Consider the following 16749-nt stretch of genomic DNA (forward strand, 5'->3'; position numbering starts at 1 on the left):
ACGATACCCTAGTGTCCTTTTGACATACAACAGTACAGTGCAGGATGATGAAACCGGTTGCATTTTGTAATATTGTGTATACCAATAGATAACAATTATAAACCCCAAGCCGGCACCGGTTGGCTTGAAAATCTCATCATTATGAAAAGACAGAGTCTATTTTCTTTTGGCGCTTTGGCTATGATTCTTCTTTCTTGTTCCAAAGATCCACTTGTTTCCAGATTGGAATGGATTGAATGGACGGAAAGTAATGCTACAACTGAAGACGGAAGGCTACTTGCTTTTCCTGGGGCGGAAGGCTTTGGCCGCTTTGCGAAGGGCGCCAGAGGTGCAGCTGCACCGACTGTTTATGTTGTTTCCAATTTAGAGGACAGCGGTCCGGGCTCGTTCCGTGATGCTGTGAGCAAGCCCGGACGTTTTGTATTGTTTAACGTATCCGGAATCATTAAATTAAAATCCAATCTAGCCGTTGCTGCAAACACCACCATTGCCGGGCATACAGCGCCGGGCGATGGAATTGTTCTGTACGGAAGAAAAGTTTCTTTTTCCGGATCAAATGGGACGATTGCACGTTTTATCCGCATCCGGCTTGGCGCAAATGCAGGTGCCGGTAAAAGTGATGATGCATCCGGTATAGCCAATGGCAACAATATCATGCTTGATCATATGTCCTTTACCTGGGGACTGGATGAAGTATTTTCCATCAATTGGGACAAAAAGGGTTACGAGCCGGATAGTATTACCATTCAGAATTCAATTATCGGACAAGGCCTCCATCGCCATAATCACTCGGCAGGAGGCTTGATACAGACCGGTGGGAGAATATCCATCATCAGATCGCTGTATCATAGTAATAAGACAAGAAATCCAAAAGTGAAAGGCATCAATGAGTTTGTAAATAACGTTGTCTATAACTTTGGAAATGCCAACACCAGCTATCCCGATCATGCCATATCTGCAGACGCCTATATTCTTGGCGGTGAGTCATCCGGAGAGTCTAACGTGACGATATTAAATAATTATTTTGTGGGAGGGCCCTCAACTCCAAAGACGAAAGGAACTCCATTTTCTAGAGGAAACGGCAACTTTAATCTGTATCAGTCTGGCAATTATTTTGACAACAATCAGAATGGTAAACTGGATGGGCAACTCATTGAAGCTACCGAAGTCTGGTATCACGGACTTACGGCAGACAACTTTAAGACGTCCGACTTTTATGGGACTTATCCTACCCTTAGGCCTAAATTGAGTGCCAAAGAAGCCTATGCCTACTTGGTCGATCATGTGGGTGCGATCTTGCCCAGAAGAGATCAGGTCGATGCCTTTTTAATTCAGGAACTGCGGAGCAAAGGTACCCGGGGGTTTTACACTTACCGTGAATCGGATCTGCCCCTGGATAACGGTGGGCTTGGCCGGTTTGAGCCGGCAGAACCGCTCGCCGACTCGGACGGAGACGGTATACCTGATATTTGGGAGGAAAGACTAAAACTGGACAAAAATAATGGTGCAGATGCGCTGACGCCGAGTAGCCATCCCTTGTTCAGCGGATACCTCAATATAGAGGCCTATCTGATTTTATTGGCACAACAGAAAAAAACAGGTAAATAATTTCTTAGGCATAGCAGCTGTTTCCTCGTATTTCTTTGTCTCCAGGAAATACGAGACACAAGATCAAATACAATCAATTATATATCCATGTTGAAAAATATATCAAAAGACAAACCACTACTGTTTCGTTCAAAGTTTAAACTGGCTTTGATCACTTTAGCTTTGCCAGTTCATCTGTGGGCGCAATCGAACAAGATTTCGGGTATCGTTGTCGACGAAGGCAATGTGCCGCTCACTGGAGTCAGTATCCGGGTCAACGGTACCGATCGAACCATCCAAACCGACTCGAAAGGCGTGTTCCAATATATCGCGAGAGATGGGGATATTTTGCAATTGTCGAGCGTAGGCTACGAGCCAGCAACAGTTACTGTTCAAGGAAATGCGCCTATTAGAGTACAGTTGAAGAAATCCAATCGTGATCTGGACGAGGTTGTTGTCATTGGTTATGGCACTGCGAGAAAGAGAGATTTAACTGGGGCAGTTGGGTCAATTAAAGGAAGCGAAATTAAAGATATTCCCGTGACAACGACCGCCCAAGCGCTGACTGGAAAAATTGCAGGCGTTAATATCGTCACCCAAAGTGGGGCCCCGGGATCAGCTGTTAATGTTACCGTTCGTGGTGGTACAAGCTTTTCGGGATCTAGCAATCCGCTGGTTATCGTAGATGGATTTGTTTTGGAAGGTGGGTTAAATAACGTGGATGCAAGCGACATCGAGAGTGTCGATGTGCTTAAAGATGCTTCTGCTTCTGCAATTTATGGGTCGAGAGGTGCCAACGGCGTGATATTGATAACGACAAAGTCGGCAAAATCTGGACGAACCAATATAGATTATAATACCTATTTCAGTTTTGAAACGCTAAGTAAGAAGCTGGAACTATTGGGTGTAGAGGATTATGTAAAATACCAATACGAGTACCAGACCTTAGGTGGCAGGCAGCAGCAGTTCGCAAATATGTTTGGAGGAGATCCTACAGCTCCAGATTTTGGTAGCAATGCGTATACGCGCATAAAGCAACAGTACGGTAATCGTACGGGAATCGACTGGCAACAGGAAGTTTTTGGCAGCTCGGCGGTGCTACAAAGCCATAATGTCAATATCAATGGCGGCAATGAAAAAACCAAACTGATGCTTAGTTATAACAACATGAGCCAGGATGGTATCCTGGCTAAATCAGGCTTTAATCGTAATAGCATCAGAGCCAAAGTCAACCACAATCTCTTTAGGGGCGTAGATCTGGATTTTAATACTTTGTTGCAAGATGCAAATACACAAGGAGGAGGTTCGTTGGGAGGCATGCTAAAGATGTCCATCTTGCAACCAGTAACGGGCGGAATTCGGTTTACTGACGAGCAATTGCTGCATGCTGATATCGCTGAGGAGCTTCAGGCAACAGACTCACAATATGATATTTATAACCCGATTATTATGAACGATGCCATCACTAAGGCGAAGGCTAGTCGTTTGGCCGTTGTCAACTTGGGATTGAATATCAAATTTCTCAAAGATTTTACTTTTCGCACTGCAGGATCGTATCAGTGGAAGCACAGCAGGAATGACATGTGGGATGACGGCCGTACGGTGAATGCCCGAAATAATGGTGGGCCATACGGATCCCGAAGTAATGCTGAAGGTTATCAGTGGCAGCTGACCAATACCCTGTCTTGGACACGGCAGCTAGATAAGCATAATCTAAACCTCATGATTGGGCATGAGGTATTGTATTCCAAAGATCAGAGTTTGGGACATACCTATTATGGATTTCCGCAAAGTAATTTCGGGCTCAATGATGTTTCACTTGCCACGAGAATAGATCGCGCAGACGTTGACGAAGGTCGATATGGGCTTGTTTCAGGATTTGCAAGAGCAATCTATAATTATAATGACCGATATCTCTTTACCGCTACCTTACGTGCTGACGGTAATTCAAAGTTCAAGGAAAACCATCAATGGGGCTACTTTCCTTCGGCCTCAGCAGCCTGGAATATTCATAAGGAGCACTTTATGGAAGGTCAACACTTTTTTGATCAATTAAAACTACGGGCCGGATACGGTTCCACGGGGAATGACAATATTGGAAATGTGACTTATGCTACATTATATGGATCCACAATAGCCGCGATAAACAATACTGAAGTAGTGGGATTAAAGCCAAGTGATTTGTTGGGGAATCCTGAGTTGCAATGGGAGAAAACACAAACGACCAATATTGCATTGGATATCGCCATTCTAAAGAATAGAATTAGCTTGACAACAGATTTCTATTCAAACAAATCAAGTAATCTATTGTTGAAACAAACCATTCCTACTTCGACAGGATATCGTTATCAGAACCAAAATGTCGCAGCATTGCGTAATCGCGGAGTTGAATTTACTTTGCGGACATTAAACATAAAAAGGCAAGACTTTCAATGGCAGACAAACTTCAATATTACCTTTAACCGATCAAAAACGCTAGGGCTGTATGGATCTACTAGCGAGGGCAATGATTTTATGTTGAATAATCTCAGTTCGAGAATTGACTTTATTACACGAGTGGGAGAGACGGTAGGACAATTTTATGGTTATAAATTTGATGGCGTGTATACAACAGATGATTTTATACAAAATACAGACGGTAGCTACAGCTTAAAAGATGGGGTAGCGTCGCTAAAAGGAAAGAATAGGTCAACCATTAAACCTGGAGACGTGAAATATATGCCGACCGCTGGTGAGACCGATAGCAACGGAAATCCGGTGTGGTCGACCAATGATCGGACCGTAATAGGGAGCCCAGAACCGAAATTTTTCGGCGGAATTGGAAATAGCTTCTCCTACAAAAATTTTGATTTAAATGTATTTCTGAATTTTGCATACGGCAACAAGGCATTTAATATGAATACCCAACGCTTTATGGGGCCATATTTACCGAATCAGAATGCTCTGAAAAGCATGGCCGGCCGATTTACATTGATTGATCCGAATACAGGGGCTGAAACTAGGGATCTTGTTCGTCTGGCCGAACTGAACCCAAACCAACATGAGAAGGATCACGTCTGGAGCCTGAATGCAGCAAATAATATTGCCATCAGCGATGCATTGGACTATTATCTAGAAGACGCTTCCTTTTTGAGAATCAATAATGTTACCTTGGGCTACACGATGCCGCAAGAACTGTCAAAACGTGCTTTCATCCAAAAAATGAGAGTTTTCCTCACACTTAACAATATCCATACGTTTACGAAGTTTTCTGGTTATGATCCCGAGGTGGCATCGACATCGTCTATTTTAACTCGGGGGGTAGACAATTCAGCCTATCCAAGGACAAAAAGTTTTGTCCTTGGTGTCAACTTGACGTTTTGACGGGGGCAATAAATAGGGGAACGAAAGTTTATGTTTACAGAAATAAGCCCAATGAATTTGAGAGGTCAGGTAATTACAGAAGACAACGTATTCATACAGGCAAAATAACAATATTCCAATGAAAAGAATAGTCAGCATCTTATGCGTGGCCTGCTTGTTGACAACAGGATCATGCAAGAAATTTTTGGATCTTCCTTCTCAAAGCGATTACGATAGCAATAATATTTTTGAGAATGCGGATCGTGTTGAAATGGCTTTACTGGGGGCTTATACCAGTGTGTTTAACACTGAATTGTACTATCAACTCGGTATGGGCACAGATGAATGTTTTTCAACTGAGGGTGAGACCAACTCAAAGAATCAGGTTTCCAATTATGTTTATACGCCGGCAACAAGTCCATCGTCGACTTATACAGCCATGTACTCCGGTGTTGAACAAGCTAATGTGTTAATTAAAAATATTCCGTTGATGCAGCCTCAGACGGAGGCTGAAAAGCGTAAATTGGATATGCTACTTGGGGAATCGCTGGCGATACGTGCCAAGAATATGTTGAATGTGGTACGTTATTTTGGCGATGTTCCTTTTCCACGTATTCCCGTCGTCGATGCGGGAAGCTTTACTTCTTCACGCGTTAGCCGTGACACTATTTTGGAGGGTTGTATCGAAGATTTACAAAAGGCAATTACTTTACTCCCATGGAAAAGCGAGTCCGGTCTATCGGTAGAACGTATTTCAAAGAATTCGGCCTATGGACTATTGGCACGTACGGCTTTATATGCGGCAGGATACTCCCTACGATGGGATTTAAACTCGTATTCAGCAAGTAGCGTCCAGCTGAGCAAACGCTCGGATCAGGCTAGGATACAACAGTTATATCAAATTGCCCGAGATGCCTGCAAAGCTGTTGTAGAAAGGGGAGAAAATAGTTTGATCGACTACGAAACAATATTCAGGAATGTCATCAATGGCAAGTACGATAATGAATCGATGTTGGAATATGGTCAAAAGGGCGCAGATCGTAACGATGCACAGATTGGGTATACAAATGGTTTTTTTTCTCATACAAATTCTTTTTATGGCAAAGCGCAACCGGCAATGGCCGCATTTCCGACATATTATTTCGAATTTGAGGAAGGCGACAGCCGTCGTGACGTTGCAATTGCAACATACTCAATCACCGCGGACAGTAAACACCAAATGAATACTTATGCGAGCAACACAATAGGTAAGTTCCGTGTCAACTGGAAATCGGAGAAAGGCATTGCTGTAAACAAACGAGATATTAATTGGATCGAATTGCGGTATGCGGATATCCTGTTGATGTATGCGGAGGCGGAAAATGAAATCAATCAGGGACCAACGGCAACAGCGAAAGATATGTATGAGCAGGTTCGTTTACGTGCTTTTAAAAACGATAAAAGTAAAATCGGACTGACACCAAGCTCCTACCAAGGGTTTAGGGAAGCTCTTATTCAAGAACGTAAGCTTGAGTTGGGCTTTGAAGGATGGCGGCGGACTGATTTGATACGATGGGGAATTTTATTCGAGAAGTTGACCCAGACGAAGCAAGACCTATTGGACCTTGCTTCACATACAGGAAAATATGCAAATATAGATCTCTTTCGGGCATATAGAATGACAGCGGCCAATACCTTTAATGATCCTCTGGTTGCTCAAGAGTTTATTTCATTTAAAGAGATTCCCGATGCTTCAAAAAGGGCAGAGCTAACAGACCAAGGGTATACACTCCTGGATATGTATAGTAACCAGTCGATCTTCTTTGCCAATGCATTGACGCCAACAGCGACTTGGGTAAATAATATTTTTAGGGGCTTAGAAAAAAATAAAGTGGAGATACTGCCGTTAAGTACCTCAACAATTGATAATAATCCGGGGCTTACAGGCCAACAGCATCCACTTTATTAAGAGGACAACCTACTATTTCCCTGCCCTGTAGGGATGGGGAGATAGCGGTAATCGTAACCCTACTTTTGATAACACAACGATGATATTCCGACAAATAACCTTAATAGTATTTCTAGTGGTCAGTGCGCTAACCATAACAGCACAGCCCATGTACCAGCAGTTTGCAGATGCAGAAATGAAACGTTTCCCTGAAGCTTGGCAATTAGATCACGGCAAACGGCTTTATTTCGGTTATGCGCAAGGCTTAGGTTGTCTTGCCATGTTAAAGGTTTTCGAAAAGACAGGAGATAAAAAATACTTCAACTATGTGGAAAAATGGGCCGATACTTTAATCAATGAGAAGGGGCAAATCCACTTATATGAGCTCAGTACGTATAACGTGGACTATATCAACCCGGGAAAAATATTATTTGAACTTTATGAAAAGACCAAAAAGGAAAAATATAGACTGGCTATAGAATCATTGGCGCATCAACTGAAGTATCAGCCGACTACGCTTGAGGGCGCTTACTGGCACAAATTGATTTACCCCCATCAGGTCTGGCTCGACGGCGTTTATATGACTGCACCATTTTTGACAAAGTACGCTAAAATGGTTGGCGATGACCGCTATTACGATAAGGCTGTCGACGAGATTCTGATTACGGCCAAACATACCTTTGATGCGGCGACCGGATTATATTACCACGCGTGGGATGAAAGTAAGAAGCAGGCCTGGGCAAATCCGCAGACGGGGCAGTCTCCCAATTTTTGGGGAAGAAGCATCGGCTGGTATTATATGGCGGTCATTGATGTGCTGGATGATCTCCCCGCGCGTCATCCAAGAAGACCTGCGCTAATTCAATTGCTGCAGTCCCTGGCGGAGAGTCTGGCGAGATATCAAGATCAAGAGGGCCTGTGGTGGCAGGTCATTGACCAGCCGCAGCGCGAGAGAAATTATCAGGAGGCGTCGGTAAACAGCATGTTGCTATACGCTTATGCCAAAGGTATCCATAAAAAGTATCTGCAGGAGAGCTACCGTACTCTGGTGGATCGATTATATCGTGGTATTCGAAAAAAATTATTGAAACGTGAAAATGGAGCTTGGACATTGATCCAATGTAACGCTGTGGCTGGATTGGGCGGAAGTCCCTACCGTGATGGTAGCTATGACTACTATGTCGGTGAGCGGGTCCGGAAGAATGATACCAAGGCAACCGGTCCATTTATCATGGGCTGTATAGAAGCAGGTTTTTGATGGAGGATTCAGGTCTTTTATTTAAATATTTATAAACAAATCATTAATTTTATAATTATTAAAATCTAACAATGACCAGTTCCGTAAATCAATTTTTAAAAACCCTGGAAATTAGTGACTTCTCTGCTACTCCAAAGTATTTGCAGCTGGCAAATACAATTATTGATGCTGTAAAAAATGAAACATTGGTTCGGAATGACATGCTGCCCTCCATTAACGAACTGAGTGCATACCTTGAGATATCCCGCGATACGGTCGAAAAGGCTTACCGTTATCTAAAGAAAAATGAGATTATTGCTTCAAATCCGGGGAAGGGCTATTATGTGAATAAGACCGACGTCCAGTCAAAACTTAAGATTGCGCTTTTCCTCAACAAACTGAGTGCCCATAAAAAAATAGTTTACGACTCTTTTGCGAGGGAACTGGGTGATTTTGCCAACCTGGATCTTTTTGTTTATAATTCGGATCTATCATATCTGAATAACCTTTTGGGCAGCCTGACCAAAACTTATGATTACTACGTGCTGTTTCCACATTTTAAAGAAGGAAGGGATAAAGCTCCGGACATCATCCGCAAGATCCCAGCAGAAAAATTGATGCTATTGGGTAAATTTATCGAGGATGTGCCCGGCGATTTTCCAGCAGTATATGAAAATTATGAACGGGATATTTACAATGCTCTGGAGGAGGCAAACGAGGTGCTGAGTAAGTATAAAAGCTTAAAGCTGGTATTTCCCGACTATAGTGATTTCCCAAAAGCTATTATCAAAGGCTTTTATAAGTTTTGCCAGCAATTTGCTTTTGAACATGAGTTAGTATCGGACATCGATGAGGAAAAAGTGGAGAAAGGCACCTGTTATATCAATATTATTGAAGACGATCTGGTGAAGCTGCTGAATAAGGTGATTCAAAATAAATTGGTCATCGGCAAGGATGTAGGGATCATCTCCTACAATGAAACCCCCTTGAAGAAATTCATATTAAATGGTATTACGACGATATCTACTGATTTTGAGATGATGGGGAGACTAGCTGCAGAATTGATTATGAACAAATCGAAAGAACGGGTCGAGGTACCATTCTACCTAAAGTTAAGACCTTCAGTCTGATTCTAATAGAAAAAGACTGGTTGCATCACAACCAGTCTTTTTTTGATCTATAGCAATAAGATTATCGGCTATCCGAGAATCTTGCTTTCTTAGCTGAATTTATTTCTTTAATGTTTTTACAGGGAAAAGATCAATCACGCCGGTTGCTACTTTACTGATGTTATTGATTGCTTTTTCTGGGTTATCAACGTCTCCCGAGCCACGGGCCTGCCAGATCACGGAATTGGTCTTGCGGTCTATGGCTTCGATGATCAGGTGGCCATAGCGGTAGCGTTCTTTTGCCACAGGGTAATATCCGCCGCCATAAAAATAAGGTGAAAACCATGGCCGGTACCAACCCCAGGGGCCGCCCCATCCGTAATATGCACTTCCGTATACAAGACGGCTTTTGTTGTTGACAATAGCAATGTAACGGAATAGAAGGTCCGGATTATCTTTTGTATACTGAAGTCCCTTCGCCTCTAAAGCAGCGTTGGCCGCATCCAAAATATTCGTTTTGGCAATATCATTGTCAAAATAGGATTTTGAAAGCGAGTCAACAGGAGGTAACCAAGCATACGTTTTGAACGGTGTAAAATCCATCTTTTCTACCCGCGTAGTATTGTATTGGTAAGATGAACATGATGCCAGTGCAACGCAGAGCACCAAAAATAAAAGAATCTTCTTCATGGCCTATATGGAACTTAATATTTTATTTAACTAATTTTTTGTTCGTATTTTTTCGCCGCTAAGATTGTACGAATCCAGCAGCTTGTTATGGCATTATCCCTTTAACTTCATAGCGTAGGGACTGCATTTTAAATTTATTAATATTAGACAAAAAACAGCACACATGGTTTAACCTCTATTGTAAAATTAATACGGATATTTTGCCACTAAGGGGATTTGTCTTCCCGTACCAAATGCTTTTGGGGTAACTCGCAGAATTGGGGGCGCCTGAAAGCGCTTAAACTCCGCATTATTAACAAGCTTGCTTACTCTTTCTACTAACGATTTTTCAAATCCCATTGCTACAACTTCTGATCCTGTCTTCTCATTTTCAATCAATTCAAATAAGATGCTGTCGAGCAATTCATATTCGGGCAGCGAGTCCGAGTCCTTTTGGTCGGGACGCAATTCCGCCGAAGGTGCTTTTTCAATCGTATTGACGGGGATGATGATACGTTCCCGGTTGATATAACGGGCTAATTCGTAGGCCTTGGATTTGTAAACATCGCCAATGACAGAAATGGAACCGGCCATATCGCCGTAAAGGGTGCCGTATCCCACGGCGGCTTCACTTTTATTCGATGTATTGAGCAGAATATGGCCAAACTTGTTGGAGATGGCCATCAGGATCACAGCCCTTGCACGGGCCTGAATATTTTCTTCGGTTGTGTCAGGCTGCAGCCCCTCAAAAAGAGGAGACAGGCTGTCTTCGTATGCCGCTGCAATAGCTTTGATAGGGACAATATGATGTTGGCAGCGTGTATTATTAACCAGATCCAGCGCATCTTTGATCGAATGATCCGAAGAATATACGGAGGGCATCAGAACGGCCAGGACGTTGTCCGCATCAAGGGCTTCACAGGCCAGTGCAGCGACCAAGGCAGAATCCAGCCCTCCCGACAATCCCAGCACGGCTCGTCTGAATCCGGATTTTTGAAAATAATCTCGAAGTCCCAAAATCAGGGCATCATGGATCAGTGCAATATCGGATACCGCATCCTTGACCGAAGCTGTTGTCGACGTAATATTGCGCTGATGATAAGTGACGTATTGAAGATCTTCTTCAAATCGTTTTAGTTCAGCTATTTTTCCTCCTTCGTTATTCAGGGCCATTGAGCGGCCATCAAAAATAATATCCATATGTGCCCCCACCTGATTAACATAAATCAGGGGCCGTTTAGACTTTTTAACCTGTTGCGCGAGTACTGTCACCCGTTTATCAAAATGTGTATAGGAAAATGGGGAGGCCGCAATATTGATCAGCAGATCGGGGTTTTCCTGCTGTAGTTCGGCCATGGGATTGCCAACATAGGAATTGCCGCCCTCATCGTCATCCCAAAGGTCCTCGCAAACAGTCAGCGCAATCTTTACGCCTTTCAGTTCGATACAGTGGAAGCGCTTGTTTGGCTCGAAGTAGCGATATTCATCAAAAACATCGTAGTCTGGGAGAAGCCCCTTTTTAACAATATTTCGGACGGCACCATCTTCAATAAAAATGGCAGTATTGTACAGTTCCTTACCTTCAGGATCGCTATTTTTCACGGGAGCACCAATGATGCAGGCTATATCCTGACAGTGGCTGGCGATTTGCTGGATAGCTTCATCACATTGACGTCTAAATACCTTACTTCTTAAGAAATCCTTGGCAGGATATCCGCCGATCGCCAGTTCGGCAAATATGATCAGATCGGCGGCTGCTGATCTGGCCTGTTCGATAGCATGTATGATGTTTGCGGTATTTGCTTCAAAATTGCCAATGTGGTAATTTAATTGTGCTAAAGCTATTTTCATGTATATGTATATTAGTCATCGGGATCTAATCACAAATTTATTTCTTTTTGTCGAAAGTATTTCTTTTATTCTAGCTTTTCTGGCCTATAATTGTGACTTTTGAGAACGGGATATTATCCGTTTCGTTACGGTTAAATACCATCCTGTGTCTTGCTCCTCTATATGTAACATGGATGTTGCTAAAATGTTTTAACATAATTTTAACAACGTTAAATGCTGTTAAATTTCTTGACAGCTGGCAGAATCTATACTATCTTTGAAGTATCAAAACAGAAGAAATATATAAAGTAAGAAATAAAGGTCTTTTCATAATTTAGGTTAATAATTGGTTAGGTAAAGCTCGGAGTTCCCCACTTCGAGCTTTTTTATTTTAGGCATGCCAATAGGTTCCCCATTAAGTCTGCGAAGTATATTGAGATTATAAGAGAGCATTAGACATCTTACCCTTTAGCAAAGCGACGAGGTACAGCTTGTTCGCCGAAAGGCTGGCGTATCCTACCTTGTTTTGATTGTTATGGGATTTGGGGCAGTGCGCTGCATATATAAACAAAAAGAGATTCAGTCATCGAGAATCTCTTTTTTGAAAAGTATACTGGTTTAATTTCTAATGGGTTATCTGTTTTTGATATCAACAACCTCTATCGTAAAATCTAATGGTGTCTTAGCAGGAATCGAAACACTTGAAGAAGATGAACCTTGTTTTCCTGTGTCTCCGTAGCCGAAAGGAGAAGGGGCGATGATCCGAATTTTAGACCCTTTTTTCAGACCTGTCAGCGTGAGGCCCCCCACTGGTATGTCTTTACCATTATAAGAAATTGATTTTGGAATGAAGGCAATCTTCCAAGCTTGGATTACTTGAGATAAGTTTAATTCAGCTGTTTTTCCCTCCTCCGTCTGTTGGAATACAGTTCCGCTAGGCACCAGTTTGCCAATATATTTTACAATGACATCAGGAGCGATTATTCCCCCGCTGGAATTAAAGGAATAGCTATAGGAAGTCTCCTCTCCAGCTGCCAGAAGTTGGTAAGCGATCCCCAGTGAATCAACATATTGAACATTTTGAAGCTGGTTGCCTGCTACATATTCTTTGATGATGGGATATTGTTCTTCGATACGCTTTTTGTTGATAGAATCCTGGATACGTTGTTTTTCGAGTTGTTCTTTTTCCCAGGCATCGTAGTCAAAATTGTCTTTGTTACAACTAGCAAAAAAGATAGAAGCTAGGGTTAGTCCAACTAATAGAGTAGATAGTAAGTTTTTCATGGTATTCCTTCAAAAAAAGCCATTTTCTAAGAGAAAATGGCTTTAGACAATATAAATATTTTTTTAGTTTGTAGCTTTCTCGATACTCACTACTTCGATGGTATATATCAACGGAGAGTTAGCAGGAATTGTTGGGCCATCACCGATTTTATATTCTCTATTATCAAATCCCCAGATGGAAGGTGTGATAAATCGAATTTTAGACCCTTTTTTCAGGCCTTTTTCCAATAATCCATATATTTTTTGCTCTATTCCGTTTTTATTAACGGATGCAGGAAGAAATGCAAAGTACCAACAACTGCCAAGGAACTGACCTTGGGTAGTTTCATTAAAAGTATAGCCCAAATTAGCATAGTTAGCAGGCGTTCCTTCTTTTGTTGCTGCAAAGACAGTTTCATTCATTAATTCGCCTTTGTAATTGACACTGACCTTTGCCGGTATTGTATAATCATATGCGTCTCCCGTACCTTCATTAATAACTTCATACCATATGCCAGTAGAGTCAGAAGAGAATTTCGGGTTGGTAAATTCTGCTTCAGCATAGGTTTTTATTTGCAAAGCCTGTTCTTTTTTCGTCTTATATCTCCGGATTTGTTCCTGTCTTGCTTTTTCTTCTAGTTCATCCCAGTTGATATCATCTCCCTTACTACAAGATGCAAAAATCATCCCCAGGCACAAAAACGCCATCAAAAATTTCGTGATATTTTTCATAATTTCTTAAAGTGTGTATTAATTATAAAACTCAAAACGCATCGGTCATTGGTTTCGCTACACAAATATGTTAAATTATTCTAAAAAATCATTCAACTGTTTTGAATTCAGGTATTTTTGTTGTAAATTTTTTAAACGGAAGTCGCGGTCAAACCGAAATAGGCTGGGAAAGACCATCTTTCGCCCGTGTAATAATTGTAATGCTAAGGGATGATATTGTCCTTTTCTTTTCCCATTCCATGCCGGCTTCCAGATACTCTGATCAAAAGTGATACGCTGTGTGGATTCCGCATCGAGCTTTACGGCATAGTACAAGCTGTTGATACGCGATACGATCTCTGCTTTTGTAAACACCTCCTGCTCCATTTTCCTGCAGTAACTACACCAGTCAGTGTGTATAAAAAGAAGAGTCTCGCGTGGTGCAACAGCCATTAAAGAGTCCAGCTGTTCAAAGCTGACCCAATTTATCCGCTCCTGACCAAAGTGCAGGAGCGGATAAAACAACATGATCAACAGGAAGCTGCCTTTCCATTTATATTTCATAGCAATTGTTTATTTAATGAAAGTGGCCTACCCGAAGGCCGAATGTATAGGTACGCGGGCGCGTAGGTCCATATATGTAATCGGAGTCGCGTAAGGGGCCTTTATCAAAATCTTTTTGAAACGCATTAAACATGTTCTGTACGCCGCCAAAAATCTCGATACTGAAATGCTTGTGTATGGGCAAGGTATAACCGAGACGCAGATTCAGTTCAACAAAATCACGCGCATCTTTGAGCGTCATGATGTCATCTTGGATATGTGGGACGATCATTTTACCGGTATATACACCGGTTAGATCCACTGCCAGACGTTTGGTGGCTTTGAGATTGCTGTTCATATAGCCATAGATATTGGGAGTCCGGACATATTTTTTTGTCCAGATATCCTGGGATTCTGTTTTGCCTTCATAGATAAGCTGCTCACGCTTATAACGCGAGCGTTGTACGGTACCGCCAGCCTGAAAGGTCAGCCAGGATGAGGGAGCCACATTGATTTCTATATTCGAGCCATATACGCGTGCGCCTTCGCCGTTCTGCATTTCCTGGATAATCAGGCCGTCTTTCTCTGAAGCCATGACATTGACAAACTGGTTGTTGAGATCGGTATAGAAACCCTCGACCAGCATACTGGTCTGTACATTTCCAAAGTTTTTGTTGTAACTGAAAGATCCGGTATAAGCGTTGGAGTATTCTGTTTTCAGGTTTTCGCCGATCAGCACAAATACCTGGTTGCCGCCGATGGAGGTGACGTGCATATCTTCATTAAATGCCTGTGGAGCTCGGAAGCCGCGGGCATAACCTCCTCTGAACTGCAGATCTTTGCTGATGTCGTAGAGTATGGTCAGGCGTGGACTGAATGTTCCAAAGCGTTGATCTGAATTGCGGTTTATTCCTGCCAGACTATATTTACCGTCGACGTAGGTATAGTCATAGCGGGCACCGATCAAGGTTTTTAATGTCGCAAAGGGCTTCCACTCGTATTGAGCATAGCTGCCCAGCCCTTTGCTCCGCTGGTCGATGGTTCTGTTGTAACCAGCGATTTCATCCTGTGTGTCGTTGTAGGAAAACTCGACACCTGCTGTGAATACGTCCCGTTCGAAATTATACGTGTACTGGCTTCCAGCAACGAGGGCTATGTCGTCCGTTTTACCATAAGCATTTGAAGCCAGGGTGCTGTCTGCCAACGTTGAGCCACCGCCTAGTCCGCCGTAATAACTGTCGCGCACGGTCTTCTGTACAGATCCATATGCGGACAGTTTATGTTTATAATCTTCGGAATAATGATCATAGGTTATACCACCTACGACAGAACTAGTCTGTAACTGTTCGGTAATCTGCGTAAGGTGCGGGACTTTGTCCAGCTGATCACCGCCCCGGCGGAACTCATTGACTGTACTAAAATCAACTGTGATTTTATCCAGATCACTGGGTTTATAGAATACTTTGGTGCCAAAAGTCGTGTTACGCAGTTTGGTAATCTCTGAGAAGCCATCTCCATTGGCATCATAAGATTGCCTATTACGGTGCATACCATAAAATGTGGCGCCGGTTTTGAGGTCCTCCGCCACCAGTGAGGTGTTGAAGTCCACAGTGTTGTCCCAGCTTTTTCCGTCGATCAGGGAGTTGGTGGATTTTACCTGCCAGTCATTCTCGACAGGATCTTTGGTGATGATATTGATGGTTCCCGCAATGGCGTTGGCACCGAACAGGGCTGAGCCACCGCTTCGAACCACTTCAATCCGGTCAATCATGCTGGTCGGTATCTGATCTAAGCCGTATACACTATTCAAGGCCGAGAAAACAGCTCTGCTATTGATCAGAATCTGTGAATAAGGACCTTCCAGGCCATTTAGCCGCACTTGTGAGAATCCGCAGTTCTGACAGTTGTTTTCCACCCGTACACCGGGCTGGTAGTTCAAGGTTTCGGACATGGCGACAGACTGTGTCGCGTTGAATAGCTTAGGACCGATCACGTTTACCACCACAGGGGCGTCTTTACGTTTGACACCGTAGCGGGTAGCCGAAACGACGACCTCATCCAGGTTCAGGTTGTCTTCTTCCAACTGGATCTGTACCGGTGATTTTATGGTGTCCATGGCAATGACCTTCGTCAATGACCGGTAACCTACCGCCGAGATGTTTAACGTGATTTTCGCGCCTGTAATCGCATTAAATTTAAAGTGTCCCGCGGTATCTGATGACGTGACGGATTTGCTATTTTTGACCGTCACAGTGCCCGATGGAATGGGCTCACGACTTCTGTTGAATAGATGGCCTTCTAGGGGTGTTTGTGCATATATTGTGGATGTACCAGCCAGTAAGCTAGCGAGTAACGTGTATTGCTTTAACATAGTTGTGTTGTGATGTATATAAAATAATAGATGCCGATCTTCGGTCACTCGAATAATAGCTACTATCCTGCGTATGCTTTTTCAGAAGCATAGTCAGTACCTGCCTAACGATCAGATAAGAAGGCGGATATGCCATTCCGAAGGTCCATAAGACCTGCTG

General features: G+C 42.9%; 11 protein-coding genes. 5 read left to right on the top strand and 6 right to left on the bottom strand.

The genetic code is table 11. The features are described from left to right. Positions 1–141: 141 nt before the first annotated feature. From FGL37_RS10385 to FGL37_RS10405, 5 genes are all read left to right on the top strand, one after another. Positions 142–1608, top strand: a complete 1467-nt coding sequence (locus FGL37_RS10385) for a pectate lyase family protein (protein ID WP_037534467.1) — start codon at positions 142–144, stop codon at positions 1606–1608. An 87-nt stretch (positions 1609–1695) separates the two neighbouring features. Then, positions 1696–4950: a SusC/RagA family TonB-linked outer membrane protein gene (locus tag FGL37_RS10390; protein ID WP_051607312.1), complete on the top strand. Its 3255-nt coding sequence runs from the start codon at positions 1696–1698 to the stop codon at positions 4948–4950. Between the two features lie 118 nt (positions 4951–5068). Then, positions 5069–6877 (top strand): RagB/SusD family nutrient uptake outer membrane protein, encoded by a 1809-nt coding sequence (locus FGL37_RS10395; RefSeq protein ID WP_028072019.1) that lies wholly within the window; start codon positions 5069–5071, stop codon positions 6875–6877. Between the two features lie 79 nt (positions 6878–6956). Beyond that, positions 6957–8114: a glycoside hydrolase family 88/105 protein gene (locus FGL37_RS10400; RefSeq protein WP_028072020.1), complete on the top strand. Its 1158-nt coding sequence runs from the start codon at positions 6957–6959 to the stop codon at positions 8112–8114. 71 nt (positions 8115–8185) lie between these two features. Further along, entirely contained in the window at positions 8186–9223 is a 1038-nt protein-coding gene (locus FGL37_RS10405; RefSeq protein ID WP_028072021.1) for a GntR family transcriptional regulator, read from the top strand. A gap of 99 nt (positions 9224–9322) precedes the next feature. Here FGL37_RS10405 and FGL37_RS10410 read toward each other — a convergent pair whose 3' ends face one another. From FGL37_RS10410 to FGL37_RS10435, 6 genes are all read right to left on the bottom strand, one after another. Beyond that, positions 9323–9892, bottom strand: a complete 570-nt coding sequence (locus FGL37_RS10410; protein WP_028072022.1) for a DUF4136 domain-containing protein — start codon at positions 9890–9892, stop codon at positions 9323–9325. A gap of 186 nt (positions 9893–10078) precedes the next feature. Then, complete coding sequence (locus FGL37_RS10415) at positions 10079–11722, bottom strand: NAD+ synthase (protein WP_028072023.1); 1644 nt, start codon at positions 11720–11722, stop codon at positions 10079–10081. Between the two features lie 612 nt (positions 11723–12334). Further along, positions 12335–12985: an FKBP-type peptidyl-prolyl cis-trans isomerase gene (locus tag FGL37_RS10420; RefSeq protein ID WP_028072024.1), complete on the bottom strand. Its 651-nt coding sequence runs from the start codon at positions 12983–12985 to the stop codon at positions 12335–12337. Between the two features lie 63 nt (positions 12986–13048). Further along, positions 13049–13696 (bottom strand): FKBP-type peptidyl-prolyl cis-trans isomerase, encoded by a 648-nt coding sequence (locus FGL37_RS10425; RefSeq protein ID WP_028072025.1) that lies wholly within the window; start codon positions 13694–13696, stop codon positions 13049–13051. Positions 13697–13771: 75 nt separating this feature from the next. After that, positions 13772–14239: a thioredoxin fold domain-containing protein gene (locus FGL37_RS10430; protein WP_037534351.1), complete on the bottom strand. Its 468-nt coding sequence runs from the start codon at positions 14237–14239 to the stop codon at positions 13772–13774. A 13-nt stretch (positions 14240–14252) separates the two neighbouring features. Continuing rightward, complete coding sequence (locus FGL37_RS10435) at positions 14253–16589, bottom strand: TonB-dependent receptor plug domain-containing protein (protein ID WP_028072027.1); 2337 nt, start codon at positions 16587–16589, stop codon at positions 14253–14255. Positions 16590–16749: the final 160 nt, after the last annotated feature.

The organism is Sphingobacterium thalpophilum (assembly GCF_901482695.1).
In the GTDB taxonomy this organism is placed as follows: domain Bacteria; phylum Bacteroidota; class Bacteroidia; order Sphingobacteriales; family Sphingobacteriaceae; genus Sphingobacterium; species Sphingobacterium thalpophilum.